The organism is Rhodoferax sp. GW821-FHT02C08 (assembly GCF_059421805.1).
Genome location: NZ_JBWKVR010000002.1, coordinates 41,492 through 56,417 on the forward strand (window position 1 = coordinate 41,492; position 14,926 = coordinate 56,417).

16 protein-coding genes are annotated in these 14,926 nt (G+C 61.9%); 6 read left to right on the forward strand and 10 right to left on the reverse strand.

Features of this window, described 5'->3' with window-relative positions:
* Nucleotides 1-37: 37 nt before the first annotated feature.
* The 7 genes from atpG to AC07VY_RS02455 form a co-directional block, all read right to left on the reverse strand.
* Nucleotides 38-913 (reverse strand): F0F1 ATP synthase subunit gamma, encoded by an 876-nt coding sequence (gene atpG / locus AC07VY_RS02425; RefSeq protein WP_495096144.1) that lies wholly within the window; start codon nt 911-913, stop codon nt 38-40.
* Nucleotides 914-933: 20 nt separating this feature from the next.
* Nucleotides 934-2,487, reverse strand: a complete 1,554-nt coding sequence (gene atpA / locus AC07VY_RS02430; protein ID WP_495075802.1) for a F0F1 ATP synthase subunit alpha — start codon at nt 2,485-2,487, stop codon at nt 934-936.
* Between the two features lie 75 nt (nt 2,488-2,562).
* A complete protein-coding gene (locus tag AC07VY_RS02435; protein WP_495075801.1) occupies nt 2,563-3,093 on the reverse strand; it encodes a F0F1 ATP synthase subunit delta in 531 nt (176 codons plus the stop codon).
* A gap of 14 nt (nt 3,094-3,107) precedes the next feature.
* On the reverse strand, nt 3,108-3,578 hold the full coding sequence (locus AC07VY_RS02440) for a F0F1 ATP synthase subunit B (RefSeq protein WP_495075800.1): 471 nt from the start codon (nt 3,576-3,578) through the stop codon (nt 3,108-3,110).
* 38 nt (nt 3,579-3,616) lie between these two features.
* The gene (gene atpE, locus AC07VY_RS02445) at nt 3,617-3,862 is read right to left on the reverse strand and encodes a F0F1 ATP synthase subunit C (RefSeq protein WP_058721792.1); all 246 of its coding nucleotides are present in this window, start codon (nt 3,860-3,862) and stop codon (nt 3,617-3,619) included.
* 51 nt (nt 3,863-3,913) lie between these two features.
* Nucleotides 3,914-4,813 carry a F0F1 ATP synthase subunit A gene (gene atpB, locus AC07VY_RS02450; RefSeq protein WP_495075799.1) on the reverse strand — a complete coding sequence of 300 codons (900 nt, stop codon included), beginning with the start codon at nt 4,811-4,813 and terminating at the stop codon, nt 3,914-3,916.
* Nucleotides 4,814-4,826: 13 nt separating this feature from the next.
* On the reverse strand, nt 4,827-5,300 hold the full coding sequence (locus tag AC07VY_RS02455) for an ATP synthase subunit I (RefSeq protein ID WP_495096145.1): 474 nt from the start codon (nt 5,298-5,300) through the stop codon (nt 4,827-4,829).
* A 359-nt stretch (nt 5,301-5,659) separates the two neighbouring features.
* Between AC07VY_RS02455 and AC07VY_RS02460 the strand changes: the two genes are divergently transcribed.
* Genes AC07VY_RS02460 through lipB form a run of 3 tightly spaced genes read left to right on the forward strand, consistent with a single transcriptional unit; the run spans nt 5,660 to nt 7,547 of the window.
* Nucleotides 5,660-6,550, forward strand: coding sequence for a D-amino acid aminotransferase (locus tag AC07VY_RS02460; protein ID WP_495096146.1), 891 nt, complete (start codon nt 5,660-5,662; stop codon nt 6,548-6,550).
* A gap of 5 nt (nt 6,551-6,555) precedes the next feature.
* A complete protein-coding gene (locus AC07VY_RS02465; RefSeq protein WP_495096147.1) occupies nt 6,556-6,861 on the forward strand; it encodes an HP0495 family protein in 306 nt (101 codons plus the stop codon).
* 59 nt (nt 6,862-6,920) lie between these two features.
* Nucleotides 6,921-7,547, forward strand: coding sequence for a lipoyl(octanoyl) transferase LipB (gene lipB / locus AC07VY_RS02470; protein ID WP_495096405.1), 627 nt, complete (start codon nt 6,921-6,923; stop codon nt 7,545-7,547).
* 16 nt (nt 7,548-7,563) lie between these two features.
* Here the strand turns inward: lipB and AC07VY_RS02475 are convergent, their stop codons facing one another.
* A complete protein-coding gene (locus AC07VY_RS02475; RefSeq protein WP_495096148.1) occupies nt 7,564-8,139 on the reverse strand; it encodes a restriction endonuclease in 576 nt (191 codons plus the stop codon).
* A gap of 27 nt (nt 8,140-8,166) precedes the next feature.
* Nucleotides 8,167-8,748 (reverse strand): 3'-5' exonuclease, encoded by a 582-nt coding sequence (locus AC07VY_RS02480; RefSeq protein ID WP_495096149.1) that lies wholly within the window; start codon nt 8,746-8,748, stop codon nt 8,167-8,169.
* Between the two features lie 74 nt (nt 8,749-8,822).
* Here AC07VY_RS02480 and chvE point away from each other — a divergent pair, with 74 nt between their 5' ends.
* The 3 genes from chvE to AC07VY_RS02495 all read left to right on the forward strand — a co-directional run bounded on the left by chvE (nt 8,823) and on the right by AC07VY_RS02495 (nt 11,960).
* Nucleotides 8,823-9,902, forward strand: a complete 1,080-nt coding sequence (chvE, locus tag AC07VY_RS02485) for a multiple monosaccharide ABC transporter substrate-binding protein (RefSeq protein WP_495096150.1) — start codon at nt 8,823-8,825, stop codon at nt 9,900-9,902.
* Nucleotides 9,903-9,997: 95 nt separating this feature from the next.
* A complete protein-coding gene (locus tag AC07VY_RS02490; RefSeq protein ID WP_495096151.1) occupies nt 9,998-11,368 on the forward strand; it encodes an esterase-like activity of phytase family protein in 1,371 nt (456 codons plus the stop codon).
* A gap of 19 nt (nt 11,369-11,387) precedes the next feature.
* Nucleotides 11,388-11,960, forward strand: a complete 573-nt coding sequence (locus AC07VY_RS02495; RefSeq protein ID WP_495096152.1) for a PEP-CTERM sorting domain-containing protein — start codon at nt 11,388-11,390, stop codon at nt 11,958-11,960.
* Nucleotides 11,961-12,107: 147 nt separating this feature from the next.
* Here AC07VY_RS02495 and AC07VY_RS02500 read toward each other — a convergent pair whose 3' ends face one another.
* Nucleotides 12,108-14,843 carry an Hsp70 family protein gene (locus tag AC07VY_RS02500; RefSeq protein ID WP_495096153.1) on the reverse strand — a complete coding sequence of 912 codons (2,736 nt, stop codon included), beginning with the start codon at nt 14,841-14,843 and terminating at the stop codon, nt 12,108-12,110.
* Nucleotides 14,844-14,926 lie beyond the last annotated feature (83 nt).

Sequence of the window (14,926 nt, forward strand, 5' to 3'; positions counted from 1 at the left end):
TTAAATCGACCGATGACTAACCGGGACGGTTGGCTGTTTAAACAGCCGCAGCACCTGCCACAATTTCGGACAGCTCTTTGGTGATTGCAGCCTGGCGGGTCTTGTTGTAGACCAGTTTCAGCTCGCCAATCACACTACCTGCGTTATCCGTAGCAGCCTTCATGGCGACCATGCGCGCTGCATGTTCCGAAGCCATGTTTTCAGCGACCGCCTGGTAAGCCAGCGCTTCGACATAACGCACCAACAGGTCGTCAATTACCGATTGCGCATCTGGTTCGTAGATGTAGTCCCAGGCATGCGCACCTGTAGCCTTGGTTTCTGCCAGCATCTTGGAAGCCGACAAAGGCAGCAACTGCTCAATCACCGGCTCTTGCTTCATGGTGCTGACAAACTTGTTGTAGACCAGATGCACGGCACTGATTTCGCCCTTTTCGTAGGCGTCCAGCAATACCTTCAGCGGTCCGATCAGCTTGTCCAGATGCGGCTTGTCACCCAGATGTGTGACGTGGGAAACCACCTTGGCGCCGATGCGCGTCAGGAAGCCCAAACCCTTGCCACCAATGGCCACCGCCTGCGCGCTATTGCCCGCAGCCTGCGAGTCACGCAGCTTGATGGTCAGGGCGCGAAACAGATTGGTATTCAAACCACCGCACAAACCCTTATCGGTCGTGATGACCACAAAACCTTCGGCTTTGGCGCCGTTGGTTTGCATATAGGTGTGCACGTACTCCGGATTCGCCTGACCCAGGTGTGCAGCGATGTCACGGATCTTCTCGCTGTACGGACGCGCTGCGCGCATCCGCTCCTGCGCTTTACGCATCTTGGAAACGGAGATCATCTCCATCGCCTTGGTGATCTTCTTGGTGTTTTCCACCGATTTGATCTTGCTGCGTAGTTCCTTGCCTGATGCCATGGGTGGCTCCTAGTTTGGAATTAAGCGAACGTCTTTTTGAACGCTGCCACAGCGGCGAGCAATTCAGCCTCAGCTTCCTTGTCGAGCGCCTTGGAAGCTTCAACCTTGGACAACAAGGCAGCGTGTTTGTCTTTGAGGTAGCCGTGCAGGCCATGCTCAAACGCCAACACCTTCTTGACCGCGATATCGTCCATGAAGCCCTTGTTCACAGCAAACAGCGTGGCGCCCATCAAGGAGATGGACAGCGGACTGTACTGGGCTTGCTTCAGCAGCTCGGTCACGCGGGCACCGCGGTCCAGTTGCTTGCGGGTGGACTCATCCAGGTCAGAAGCGAACTGGGCGAAAGCCGCCAATTCACGGTACTGCGCCAAGTCGGTACGGATACCGCCGGACTGGCCCTTGATGATCTTGGTCTGGGCAGCGCTACCGACGCGGGACACCGAGATACCGGCGTTGATCGCGGGGCGGATACCGGCATTGAACAGCGAAGTTTCCAGGAAGATCTGGCCATCGGTGATCGAGATCACGTTGGTTGGAACGAAAGCGGACACGTCGCCAGCTTGCGTTTCAATGATAGGCAAAGCGGTCAGCGAACCGGTCTTGCCCTTGACCTCACCCTTGGTGAAGGCTTCAACGTAGTCGGCGTTCACGCGGGCGGCACGTTCCAGCAGGCGGCTGTGCAGATAAAACACGTCGCCGGGGTAGGCTTCACGGCCTGGTGGACGGCGCAACAGCAGGGACACTTGGCGATACGCCACAGCTTGCTTGGACAGATCGTCATACACGATCAGTGCGTCTTGGCCACGGTCACGGAAGTATTCACCCATGGTGCAACCGGAGTAGGCACTGACGTACTGCATAGCAGCCGATTCAGAAGCCGAAGCCGCCACCACAATGGTGTATTCCATCGCACCAGCTTGTTCCAGAGCGCGCACCACGTTCTTGATCGACGAGGCCTTTTGACCAATCGCGACGTAAACGCAGGACATGTTCTGTCCCTTTTGGTTGATGATGGCGTCGATAGCCACGGCGGTCTTACCCGTCTGGCGGTCGCCAATGATCAGTTCGCGTTGGCCACGGCCCACAGGCACCATGGAGTCGATCGACTTCAGGCCGGTCTGCATGGGCTGGTCCACCGACTTACGGGCGATCACGCCCGGTGCGACCTTTTCGATCACGTCGGTGAGCTTGGCGTTGATCGGACCCTTGCCGTCAATAGGCTGGCCCAGTGCGTTCACCACACGACCCAGCAATTCGGGGCCGACTGGCACTTCCAGAATACGACCCGTGCACTTCACGACGTCGCCTTCGGAAATGTGTTCGTATTCACCCAAGATCACGGAACCGACCGAGTCGCGTTCCAGATTCAAGGCCAGGCCGTAGGTGGGTTGACCGTCGCTGCCGGCGGGGAATTCCAGCATTTCGCCTTGCATCACGTCGGACAGACCATGAATGCGGCAAATACCGTCAGTCACGGACACCACGGTGCCCTGGTTGCGGATGTCAGCCTGAGCCGTCAAGCCTTCAATACGGCTCTTGATCAGTTCAGAAATTTCTGCGGGATTGAGTTGCATGACTCTTTCCTTCTCTTTCTTTGGTTAGCAAACAACCGGAGCCACGGGCTCTGGCCGAAAACGCTGGCTCCGACCTTAGGCGGTCAGGGCCAATTTCATATGTTCCAGGCGGGCTTTGATCGAAGTGTCCAGCACCTCGTCACCCACCACGACGCGAATTCCGCCAATCAACTCCGGCTCTAACGCTACGGTGAGATTGAGCTTCCGTCCAAAACGCTTTTCCAAGGCTGAAGCCACGCCCGCCAAGGCCGCTGCATCCATCGCAAAGGCACTGAAGACCGTTGCATCGGAAGAGCCGCCCACCGCATTTTTCAATGCGCGGAACTGGGTAGCAATCTCGGGCAGCACGCTCAGGCGGCCGTTTTCAATGACCAGCTGCAGAAAATTCTTGGCAGCTTCTGGCAAGACCGACTTGGCCACACCAGCAATCACTTCAAACACCTGACCGGCTTCCACCTTGGGGTTATCGGCAAACTGCAGCAGCTGCGAATTACCTGCAATTGCAGCCAATTCATCAAGCCATGCAGCCGTACCGGCCAAGTCGGACGCACTTGCCTTGAACAGCGCTTCTGCGTAAGGACGGGCAATGGTTGCTATTTCAGCCATGGTCGTTCTGCCGCTCAGAGTTCAGTTTGGAGTCGGTTCAACAAGTCCGCGTGGACACCGGCATTGACTTCCTTGCGGAGAATCTGCTCGGCACCCTTAACGGCCAGTGCGGCGACCTGCTCACGCAGTGCTTCACGGGCCTTCACGGTTTGCTGCTCGGCTTCGGCACGGGCTGCGGCGACGATCTTGTTGCCTTCTTCCGTCGCACGGGCTTTGGCTTCTTCGATGATGGCCTGGGCACGGCGGTCGGCATCAGCCAGACGCGATGCGGTCTCGGTGCGCGACTTGGCTAGTTCTTCTTCCACGCGCTTGTTGGCGCTGGTGAGTTCAGACTTGGCTTTATCGGCGGCGGCAAGACCGTCAGAGATTTTCTGCGCCCGCTCGTCCAGTGCCTTGGTTATGGGAGGCCACACGAATTTCATCGTGAACCACACCAGAATCGCAAAGACAACGGCCTGCAGGAACAGGGTTGAATTAATGTTCACGGCTTAATTCCTTTCGGTCGTGAAAGGTCGGCCAAAAATTAAATCGCGAAAGGCTTGGCGAAAGCGAACAGCAGGGCAATAGCCACGCCGATCAGGAAAGCCGCGTCGATCAGACCGGCCAAAATGAACATCTTGGTTTGCAATTCGTTCATCAGCTCAGGTTGGCGAGCCGAAGACTCGAGGAACTTGCCGCCCATCAAAGCGATACCGATGGAGGCACCCAGCGCGCCCAGACCAACGATCAAACCACAAGCCAAAGCGACGAGACCCAGAATGTTTTCCATGATTGCTCCTAAAAATTACAGGTAAAAGAAAAAGAAAAGCGAAAACGAACCTTAGTGCGCCTCATGGGACTGGCCCACGTAAATCAGCGTCAGCATCATAAAGATGAAGGCTTGCAAGGTGATCACCAGAATGTGGAAGATGCTCCACGCTGCTCCAGCGATAACATGCCCAACACCCAGCCAGAACCCGCCCACCAGGGGGTTGAACTGCCAGGCCCACGTGCCGCCCATCAAGGCGATCAACATGAATACCAATTCACCAGCGAACATGTTGCCGAACAACCGCATGCCGTGCGAAACCGTTTTTGCCAAGTACTCGATCACTTGCATCAGCAAGTTGATGGGGTACAGAAACCAGTGGTCACCGAATGGCGCTGCCACCAATTCGTGCGCCCAGCCGCCCAAGCCCTTGATCTTGATGTTGTAGACCAGGCAAACAAACAAAACGCTGACTGACAGACCCAGGGTGGTCGACAAGTCGGCCGTGGGCACCACCCGCATGAACGCATGGTGTGCATCATTGCCAGCGGATACATAGGCATGCTCCCACAGCTTGGGCAACAAATCGACCGGCAGCATATCCATGCCGTTCATCATGAAGATCCAGACAAAAACGGTCAGCGCCAAAGGAGCAACCAGCTTGCGACTTTTGGCGTTGTGGATCACACCCTTGGCCTGCGTATCAACCATCTCTGACAGGATTTCAACCGCCGCCTGGAAACGACCGGGTACGCCGGACGTAGCCTTACGCGAGGCGCGCCACAAAAAGAAACAACCAACGATACCGAGAATGATCGAATACAGCACGGAGTCCAGATTGAACAAGCTGAAATCCACGATATGGCTTTGCTTGACGCTCTGGAACGAAAAGTCTCTTTGCAAATGCTGCAAATGGTGAACGATATATTCGCCGGCCTTCGGGCCTTCTGTAGCAGCGTGTTCAGTCGACATATTTAGCAGTCCATCAATTATGTTGAGCCGGATGTGGGCGTTTGGAGCGGAACATAAGCGCCAACCAAACCACCTTCATCGTCACTACAAAGCCGGCCACCAGGGCCAACCAATTTAAATCCGTGACCCATTTCGGCGCCGCAAACAACATTGCGACGGTCAAAATGATCTTCACCAATTCCCACACAAAAAACCCCAGCATCGCAGCACCTGGTACAGCCCGCGCTAAACGTCCCGTGACGCCGCGCGCAAAAACCGCAGCAGGCAACACCACCGAAAGTGCGCCATAAGCGGCTGACCACCCCATGCTGGACTTGCCCGTCAGAAGCCAAGCTGCCATTGCAACCAGACATCCCGCCAGACTTTGCCCCATCAGCACCCGCCACATCGACAGTGGCGGATTGCGCCTGCGCCACTCTTGCGCCTCGGCTGTCGTCAGGGGCTTGAAACCCTCATCTTGCTCCCCATCTTCTTGGTCAAAGGTCATTGTTCACCTGTTTTATGACACCCAGGTTTACCCTGAACAATTTAGCAAAGCCTACTATTATATGTAGAAACTGCTGGCGACCAAATGACGATGACGGAGTGTGAGAAAAGGCTTGTTTTACGCAAGCTTTACACAGATCGTACCCGTCGCGGCTGGCGCCACGCTTACACGCACCTGCCGGGGGCAGATTGTGCCCTTATTCGGTGCATGCCAAACCCTGAAGCCCCTGAATCAATCCGGCCTCTCGCACAAGCACCAAGCCAACACAGCGTTTAGCGTATCCACGATTGGCGAGGCCCGTGCGTGAACTGCTCGCAGGAACAGTCCAAAATAGCCCCCTTAGCTTCTCCTTCCACTCCATGCATTCCCTGCCCGACTTTCCCTGCTACCTCAACGGCAACTACACACCGCTGTGCGACGCCAAGATCAGCGTCATGGACCGCGGCTTCATCTTCGGCGATGGCGTCTACGAGGTAGTGCCGGTCTATGCCGGTCGCCTGTTCCGCTTTGAGCAGCACATGGCGCGGCTGGACCGCAGCCTGGCCGAGCTGCGCATACCCAACCCGCACACGCACGAGGCCTGGCATGCGATTGCTTCCAAATTAATAGCAGCACGCGCAGAACATACCAGCACCGAAGGCACAAAGACCTCACACAACAACCAACTGGTGTACATCCAGGTGAGCCGTGGTGTAGCCATGCGCGACCATGCCATGCTGGCCGATATGCAGCCCACGGTCTTCGCCATGGCCAACACCATGAACCTGCCCTCAGAAGCGCAGCGCCGCCTGGGCGTGATGTGCGTCACCGCCGAAGACTTCCGCTGGGAAAAGGCCCATATCAAAAGCACCAGCCTGCTGGGCGCGGTGTTTGCCCGGCAAATTGGCGTGGATGCGGGTGCGGTGGAAACCGTGATGTTCCGCGACGGCTTTCTGAGCGAAGCCGCCTCCAGCAATGTGTGGCTGGTCAAGGACGGCGCGGTCTACGGCCCGCCCAACGACAATCTGGTACTGGAAGGCATACGCTACGGCCTGATCGCCGAACTCTGCCAGGCCCAGGACATTCCCTTCACGCTACGCCGCATCAGTCGCGATGAGGTGCGGGCCGCAGACGAGCTTCTGCTATCCAGTGCCACCAAGGAAGTCCTGGCCATCACCAGCCTGGACGGCCGACCGGTGGGCAACGGCCAACCCGGACCGGTTTACCAAAAACTGTATGCGGCCTACGTCGCCGCCAAAGAAAGCCTTTGAACCCCATGAGCACACCGACCACCGACACTCCCGCCGAGCCCACCGATCCACGCAAAGAGTCGCTGATCGAATACCCGTCCCAGTTCCCTATCAAGGTCATGGGCCTGCGCGCCGAGGGCTTTGTCCATGCCATCACCAGCATCGCCAAGCAGTTCGACCCCAGCTATGACGCCAGCACGGTTGAGTTGCGCGAAAGCAAGGGCGGCAACTACCTGGGAATCACCGTCACCGTCACGGCCACCAGCCGCGAACAGCTGGACGAGCTGTACCGCACGCTGAGCACCCACCCCATGGTGAAGATGGTCCTGTGACCGCCTCTCTGCCCTGTCAGCTGCTGGGCCGCGTGGACTACCTGCCCACTGTGCAGGCAATGCAGGATTTCACCGCCCAGCGCACACCGGATGAGCCAGACCAGCTATGGATTTGTGAGCACCCGCCGGTGTTCACCCAAGGCCTGGCCGGCAAGGCTGAACACCTGCTGCTGCCCGGCGACATCCCCGTGGTGCAAACCAACCGGGGCGGTCAGGTCACCTACCACGGGCCGGGCCAGGTGGTGGCCTATCCGCTGCTGGACCTGAAGCGGGCCGGCTACTTCGTCAAGGAATATGTGTTTCGCATCGAAGAAGCCGTGGTGCAAACCCTGGCGCACTTCGGCGTGACCGGCCTGCGCGTGCCGGGCGCGCCGGGCATCTACGTGCGCCTGCAAGACCCGTTTGGCCATGCGCGGCTGGAAGCCGGCTTTACCGCCAAAGAGCTGGAAACCCAGCCCCACTACCTGGGGAAAATCGCCGCGCTGGGCATCAAGGTCAGCCGGCACTGCACCTACCACGGCGTGGCGCTGAATGTAGCCATGGACCTGGAGCCCTTCCAACGCATCAACCCCTGCGGCTACGCCGGGCTGCAAACCGTGGACCTGGCCAGCCTGGGCGTGCAACTGCCCTGGCAGGACGCTGCCCTGGTGCTGGGCGAAAAGCTGGGCCGCTACCTGCCCGCCTAACGGCACAGGTTCTGGACTAAGCCTCGGCCGTCTTGAGCAACTGCGCCAAGGCCGTACCCGACACCAGCTGTATGCCCTGCTCCTGGGCAAATACACGGGCCTTGTCGCTCACACCGCCAGCGCTGAGATAGATGCAGGCATCGGCGCCACGGCGCTCCTTCTCAGCCGCCAGATCGCGCAGCGCCTCGACGCCGTGGTTTGCCGCCTTCCAGCGCTTGGCCGCCACCAAGGTGTTTTTACCGTCTTTCGCCAGCTGTAGATCTGCGGCCGGCACATTTAGCCGCGTCACCATATGGCCTTGGGCGCGGTAGGCCGCGTCCAGGCTGTCGGCAAAGTCGCGCCAGGGCATGGCGCCAGCGCGCTCCAGCAGCTCGGCCACACGGGCAGCGCTGGGCACATTCCATTGGCGCTGCAAGGCCATCAGGCCGATCACGAAGAAGGGCAGCGCGCCCATCACGCCGAAAGGCACATAGGCCTTGGGCAGCAGGGCCGCCGAAGCCAGGCCGAAAGCCAGCACCAGCAGCATGCTGATCCACCACGGCGAACGCAGCAAGACTGCGAAAAGAGAGTTCTTGGCCATTTTGAGTTTCATGACCAGAAGTGTACGGGTCGTGGAAGGCTAAAGCGCCTGGTACACCCGCAGCGCCGCATAGGCATCGTTGGCCGCGTACAGCATCTGCGTCGGGCTGAGCTGGGGCTGGGCCCAGTTGGAGGTGGTGGTTTTCTTGGACTTGTGGAAGCGCTGGCGCAGCACCACGCCCACCGCCGCGCGCACCCCCATGGAGGTGCCATAGCCCTGCTGGCGGAAGATGCTGTTCAGGTCCAGCACGGCCTGCATCGTCACGCCCAGCCGGGCATGGATTTGCCCACGGTCCTGTTCCAGGCCAAAGCCCACTTTGCGCACCGCGGGTGACTGCAGTATCTGCACCAGGCAGGGCAGCGACTCCGGCCGGTGCAGCTGGAACAAGAAAGCCTGGGTGGGCAGCGCGAACTGCACCACGTGCGGCCCGCTGCTGACCTCGCCCGGCGCAAACGTGGGCTTGGCCTCGGTATCAAAACCCACGGCACCGGCCGCCAGGATCTGCGCCGTGGCATCCGCGAATTCAGCCTCGGTGTGGGGCACCAGAATGCGGTCCAGCGACAGGCCCTGGAACGGCGGCAGCACACCGGTTTCGGCTTTGGTGGGTGCGTTCTTTTTCATTTTTCAGTACCAAGAGGGAAGCAGCCGGTCTGCTACGATCAAATCACAACAATACACATTGGAGACAAGTAGCCATGCAATCTGCGCGCAGACAGCTGTTAGGAGGTTTGGTGGGCGGATTGCTGCCCGGATTGCTACCTTTGGGCGCCTTTTCCCAAACTGCGGGAAAAGGAGTCATCGGCATCTCCCTGCCCACCATCACCTCGCTACGCTGGGTGATCGAAGGCCTGGCCATGACGCGCTTTATGGACAAGCTGGGCTACCGCGCCATTTTGCAGTACGCCAACGACGACCTGGCCGCCCAGACCGCCCAGATCGAGGACATGATCGCCAAAGGCGCCTCGGTGCTGGTGATTGGCGCCATCGACGGCACCAAGCTGGCCCCGGTGCTGCAGACCGCCGCCGACAAAAAGGTCAAGGTCATCGCCTACGACCGGCTAATTCGCGGCAGCAACCATGTGGACTACTACGCCACCTTCGACAACTTCCAGGTCGGCGTGCTGCAGGGCAGCGACATCGCCAACCGGCTGGGCCTGGCAACGGGCAAGGGGCCGTTCCGCATTGAGCTGTTCGCCGGCTCGCCCGACGACAACAACGCCCACTTTTTCTACAACGGCGCGATGTCGGTACTCAAACCATTCATCGACAAAGGCCAGTTGGTAGTGGGCTCGGGCCAGATGGGCATGGACAAGGTGTCCACCATGCGCTGGAGCGGCAGCGTGGCGCGCGCCCGCCTGGTCGGCATCCTGGAGCGCAACTACGCCAAGCAGCACCTGGACGCCATCCTCTCGCCCTACGACGGCATCACCATCGACCTGATAGAGGCGCTGAAAAAGGCCGGCTACGGCCAGGGCGGCCAGCCCCTGCCCGTCACCACCGGGCAGGACGCGGAGCTGCCCTCGGTACGCTCCATCATCCGGGGCGAGCAGACCTCCACCATATTCAAGGACACGCGCGAACTGGCCCAGGTCACCGCCACCATGGTGGACGCCATCCTGTCCGGCAAAAAGCCCGCCATCAACGACGAGAAAACCTATAACAACGGTGAAAAAGTCGTGCCCGCCATGCTGCTCAAGCCGCTGCTGGTGGACGTGAAAAACTGGCGTGCCGCCCTGGTGGACAGCGGCTTCTACAAACCCGAGCAGTTCCGCTAGACCAAGCTGCGGGCCACCATGCGCGACGGCCCGCAGTGTCACTGCGCCGTCACACGGTGTGCGCAATATGTGTTCCTTTTGCCCAAGGACCACCCATGCGCCACCCGCGTCTAGCCCTGCTGACAGCCGCACTGCTCCAAGCCCTGGTGGCCACTTCCGTCCACGCGGTGGACCTGGTCGCCATTGGCAAACTCTCCGCCACCGCCAGCGACCTCTCCGGCCAAGGCAGTGCCCTGGAAAACGGGGTACGCGGCGACCTGCTGGGCGGCGTGGGCTCGGGCCTCACCTGGGCCGGCGGCAGCACCTTTCTGGCCCTGCCCGACCGTGGCCCCAATGCCACCGCCTGGAACGCCAGCGTGGACAACACCGCCAGCTACATCCCCCGCTTCCACACCCTGAACCTGGCGCTGAGCCAGACGCCCGACGCCAGCACCGGCCTGCCCTTCACCCTCAGCCCCAGCCTGCTGGCTACCACGCTGCTGTACAACCGCACCGCACTGCACTACGGCGAGCCGGTCGCCGGCTTCTCGGCCGTGCCAGCGGCCAACACGACGGGCAAGTTCTACTTCTCGGGCCGCTCGGACAACTTCGCCGCCGCCAGCACCTCGGCCGATGTAGCCGATGCCCGCTTCGACCCCGAAGGCATACGCCTGTCGCGCAGCGGTACCTCGGTGTTCATCTCGGACGAGTACGGCCCCTACATCTACCAGTTTGACCGCGCCAGTGGCGGCCGCGGCCGCACCATCACCCTGCCGGCCAGCCTGGCCATTGCCAAAAAATCGTTCTCTGGCGCTACCGAGATCAGCGGCAATACCAGCGGCCGTGTAGCCAACAAGGGCATGGAAGGCCTGGCCATCTCGCCCGACGGCACCACCCTGTTCGGCTTCATGCAAAGCCCGCTGATCCAGGACGGCGGCGACGGTGGCCGCGCCAACCGCATCCTGAGCATCAACATCGCCTCCGGCGCCACCCAGCAATACGTCTACGACAACTACCTGGCCGACATGGGCAAGGCCTATAACAGCAGCGAAATCCTGGCCCTGAACAGCCATGAGATCCTGGTGCTGGAGCGCGACGGCAAGGGCCTGGGCGACGACAGCAAAGCCGTGGTCAAGCGCGTCTACAAGATTGACCTGGCCGGCGCCACCGACGTCAGCAAACTCAGCGGCGAAGCCAACCTGCTGCCCTATGCCGTGCCCAAGACCCTGTTCCTGGACATCGCCGCCAAGCTGCAAGCCGCTGGCCTGAAGAACACGCAAATCCCCACCAAGCTCGAAGGCATGGCCTTTGGCCAGGACGTGGTGGTGGACCGTGCCGTCAAGCACACGCTGTACATCGGTAACGACAACGACTTCCTGCCCGTCACTGCCGGTGGCCTGGCCAACCCCAACCAGTGGTTTGTCTTCACCTTTGACGAGTCCGACCTGGGCGGCTCCAGCTTCGTCAACCAGACCCTGCCCAACTAAGCATTTTTAGGCCCCAACCATGTATTCCAAATTCCTCGCTATCTCTGCCCTGACCCTCGGCCTGGCCGGCAGCGCCCACGCAGACTTCGTGCTGAACACAGCCCCCGCCAACTGGACCACGGCCAACAGCAATGGCGGCAACGGTACCGTGGCCGCCAACAGCAGCACGTTGACACTGAACTCGTCCAACTTCAGCGACTTCGACAGCGCGCCGCTGGACCAGACCACGCTGAGCTACAGCCTGCTGTTCAGCCAGAACACCCTGCTGAGCTTCAACTGGAACTACAGCACCGCCGACGACGGCGGCTCCAGCAACGACAGCTTTGGTTACGTCCTGGACGGCGTGCTGCACCAGCTCAGCACCGACGGCATGTTCGACCCGCAATCCGGCAGCCTGTCGCTGCTGGTGAATGCTGGCAGCACCTTCGGGTTTGAAACCACCTCCACCGACAGCCTGTTTGGCGGCGCCACCACCGTGGTGTCCAACTTCAGCGCCACCAACCAGGTGCCCGAGCCCGGCAGCATGGTGCTGGTATTCACCGGCCTGCTGGCAGCGGGTGCCATCGCAAAGCGCCGTAACAAGCAGGCTTGAGGCTGCGTCTGCCGTTCGCCCTGAGCCTGTCGAAGGGCCCTTCGACAGGCTCAGGGCGAACGGGAAATCTCATTCTGCAGTCTTGAAGGTTTTAGGCCTGCAGCACAGTTAATACCTGCGCAAGTAGCTATCAAAGCAATAGCAGACTCAATCCACCAGCTTCAGCCCCACCGGCAGCGATTCGCCGAATACGCGCCGGGTATCGGCCTCGTCCAGCACCGTCACCTCGCGCACCATGGCCACCCAGGCGGGGGCGGCGCGGGCGGCCAGCAAGCGGTCGACCACGCGCTGGCGCAGCGCATCGGGCACATCGCGGGCGCGGTCACCGGTGGCGCGGGCGATCTGGGTCGCAGCAAAGGCTGCCGGCTCCACCTTCGCCCAGTCTTGCGTCAGCACGGCCTCCAGCCACTGCACCGCCACCTCCGGCGGCACCACGTGGTGCAGGCTGGCGTACAGCGGCTGGCGCGCGCCGATGCGGCCCAGCGCCCACCAGGCCTGCGGGTTCTCGCCCGGTCTTTCCAAGCGCTGCACCAGCCACCCGCCCAGCTGCACTTTGTGGGCCACGGAGATGCGTTCGAACGATGCCGCCATGCGCAGCATCTCGTCCAGCGCCAGCATGGGCGGGCCGCCGGGCGCTTCAATGTCCTGCCCGCCCACGGGCTGCAGGTAGTAGGCGATGGCTTCATAGACCATGTCTTGTTGCTCGGCCGTCAGCCCACCGGCCACGCGGCGCCATAGCGTCCACCATTCTGACCACTGCTGCGGTTCATGGCTGTGGGCGATGCCGGGTTCGAACAAGTCCCACATCTGCTGCACGCGCCAGTCGTCCAGCGGGTGACCAAAGCCGGGCCGCAGCGCGTAGCCGGTCAGGTTGAACCACTGGCGCTCATGCTGGGCCGTGCGGCGGCGGCGCTTGGCGCGCTCCAGCAACTGGCCAAACAGGGTGCGCAGCAGTGGTGTATCCCAACTATCGCGGCTGCCCAGCAGGCGCTCCAGATGGGCGCGCAGCTGCTTCACCTCCTTGGCGTCCACGCCCTGGGCGCGGTCGCCGTAGACGCGGTCTATGGCGGTGCTGGCGTCCGCCAGGCGCGGGTGTGGTGGGGCCTCCTGGACGGCTTCCGGTGCATCGCCGCGCAATTGGAATTCCAGTTGCCACTGCTGGGCCGAGTCGTCCACAGCGATGCAATGCATCTCCAGCGTGCCCACCTCGGTCAGTGCCGTGCTCAGCTGCACCAGCACCTCGCGGGCCGTGCCCTGCACCACGGTAGCGATCGGAGGCAGGCGCACGAAGCTACCCGTAGACAGGTCGATCAGCTCGCCCGGCTGGTGCTGGGTATCAGTGACGCTGGAGGCCAGATAGAAGCGCACCGGCCGCCCCAGGCGCAGCGCAAACGTGCGGTCGGCCAGCAGGATGGGCTTGCCCTCCTCCGCGCCATGCGGTAGCACGCAGATGCCACGCTGGCTGGTCAGGCCGCCGTTGTCGCCATCGTCCAGCACCAGGAAGTAGCTACGCGCCGAGCCCCCGCCGATGCGCGGTGCCTTGCCGGCGCGGGCCAGCGCATAGGCCACGGCGCCCCGCGCCACGGCGGCATCCAGCTGCGGGTTATGCAGCAGCTGCAGCGGCTGGGCGCTCCAGCGGTTCAAGGTGTCGTGCAGACGCTGGACCAAATCTTGCGCATGGAATACGCCGCCATTCAGCAGCAGCGCATCGGGACGCACACCGGGGTGGCGCTGCAGAAAGGCCGCAATGTGCCGGGTGATGGCAGCGTCGCTCGCATACGGCAGGCCGAACGCCACCAGGCCGCCACGTCCGCTATGGGCGCGCTGGGGTTGCGCGTCGGCGGCGACCAATGGGAAGAAGCCTTCAACCAGCAGCTGCTGCAAATCCGCCCGGTGCAGCGGCGCGGAACGCGCGCCACCGATGAGGCGGGAGCCGCTACCCAGCAGAGTCACCGTGGTGCTGTCGGGCGCGCCCGGGCTCCACAGCAGCTCCTTGACGGCGCGGCAGCGCTGGGTCAGCTGCGCTAGCTGCGTGGCGCTCAGGCGCTCGCTGCCCAGGCGCGACTCGACCAGATGCGCGAGCGCCAAGTCCATGTTGTCGCCGCCCAGCACCAGGTGGTCGCCCACGCCGCTGCGGGTGAGCTTGGGTTCGCCGCCGACGATCTCCACGTCGATCAGCGTCAGGTCGGTGGTGCCGCCGCCCACGTCGCAGACCAGCACGCGGCGGGTTTTCTTTAAGTCTTCCGCCAGCGTGTCGCGGTGGCTGTAGACCCAGTCGTAGAACGCGGCCTGGGGTTCTTCGATCAGCCTGACGCCAGGCAAACCCGCCAGGCGCGCGGCCTCCAGCGTGAGTGCGCACGCACCTTCGTCGAAGGACGCTGGCACGGTCAGCACCAGTTCCTGCTGCTCCAGCGGGGCTTTGGGGTGCTGGGCGTTCCAGGCGGCGCGCACATGGGCCAGGGTGCTGGCGCTGGCGGCCAGGGGCGAAACCTTGGCAATGTCGTCAGGCGCGCCCCAGGGCAGGATGGGCGCGGTGCGGTCCACCGCGGCGTGCGACAGCCAGCTTTTGGCGCTGGCCACCAGCCGGCCAGGCTGCTGCGCACCCAGCTCCAGCGCGAAGCGGCCCAATACCGCAGATTCCGCCGACTCGGTAGACGGCCAGGGCAACTGCACATCCGCCGGCGCCAGCGTACCGGCCGCGGGGTGAAAGCGCACCGAAGCCAGCTGCGGCAGCGCCGCCACCTCGCCCGCCGCCACCAGCTGGGCGATAGGGAACAGCTGGATCTGCGCCGCCCCGCGTTCGGCAAACGCCACCACCGTGTGGGTGGTGCCCAGGTCGATGCCGACGGTGTAGCGTGGCTTCTTAATTGCTACATTAACCATAGCTACTTGCGCAGGTTAAATATGCGCCGGAGGCTGTTTTTATGCATTTTTTGGGCGTTGCCCACCGTGGCGTCCAGGGTGGC

Bases quoted from the DNA above. Each gene is read 5' to 3' on its own strand.
- atpG (WP_495096144.1), bottom strand. From the start codon at position 913: ATGGCATCAGGCAAGGAACTACGCAGCAAGATCAAATCGGTGGAAAAC.
- atpA (WP_495075802.1), bottom strand. From the start codon at position 2,487: ATGCAACTCAATCCCGCAGAAATTTCTGAACTGATCAAGAGCCGTATT.
- AC07VY_RS02435 (WP_495075801.1), bottom strand. From the start codon at position 3,093: ATGGCTGAAATAGCAACCATTGCCCGTCCTTACGCAGAAGCGCTGTTC.
- atpE (WP_058721792.1), bottom strand. From the start codon at position 3,862: ATGGAAAACATTCTGGGTCTCGTCGCTTTGGCTTGTGGTTTGATCGTT.
- atpB (WP_495075799.1), bottom strand. From the start codon at position 4,813: ATGTCGACTGAACACGCTGCTACAGAAGGCCCGAAGGCCGGCGAATAT.
- AC07VY_RS02455 (WP_495096145.1), bottom strand. From the start codon at position 5,300: ATGACCTTTGACCAAGAAGATGGGGAGCAAGATGAGGGTTTCAAGCCC.
- AC07VY_RS02460 (WP_495096146.1), top strand. From the start codon at position 5,660: ATGCATTCCCTGCCCGACTTTCCCTGCTACCTCAACGGCAACTACACA.
- AC07VY_RS02465 (WP_495096147.1), top strand. From the start codon at position 6,556: ATGAGCACACCGACCACCGACACTCCCGCCGAGCCCACCGATCCACGC.
- lipB (WP_495096405.1), top strand. From the start codon at position 6,921: ATGCAGGATTTCACCGCCCAGCGCACACCGGATGAGCCAGACCAGCTA.
- AC07VY_RS02475 (WP_495096148.1), bottom strand. From the start codon at position 8,139: ATGAAACTCAAAATGGCCAAGAACTCTCTTTTCGCAGTCTTGCTGCGT.
- AC07VY_RS02480 (WP_495096149.1), bottom strand. From the start codon at position 8,748: ATGAAAAAGAACGCACCCACCAAAGCCGAAACCGGTGTGCTGCCGCCG.
- chvE (WP_495096150.1), top strand. From the start codon at position 8,823: ATGCAATCTGCGCGCAGACAGCTGTTAGGAGGTTTGGTGGGCGGATTG.
- AC07VY_RS02490 (WP_495096151.1), top strand. From the start codon at position 9,998: ATGCGCCACCCGCGTCTAGCCCTGCTGACAGCCGCACTGCTCCAAGCC.
- AC07VY_RS02495 (WP_495096152.1), top strand. From the start codon at position 11,388: ATGTATTCCAAATTCCTCGCTATCTCTGCCCTGACCCTCGGCCTGGCC.
- AC07VY_RS02500 (WP_495096153.1), bottom strand. From the start codon at position 14,843: ATGGTTAATGTAGCAATTAAGAAGCCACGCTACACCGTCGGCATCGAC.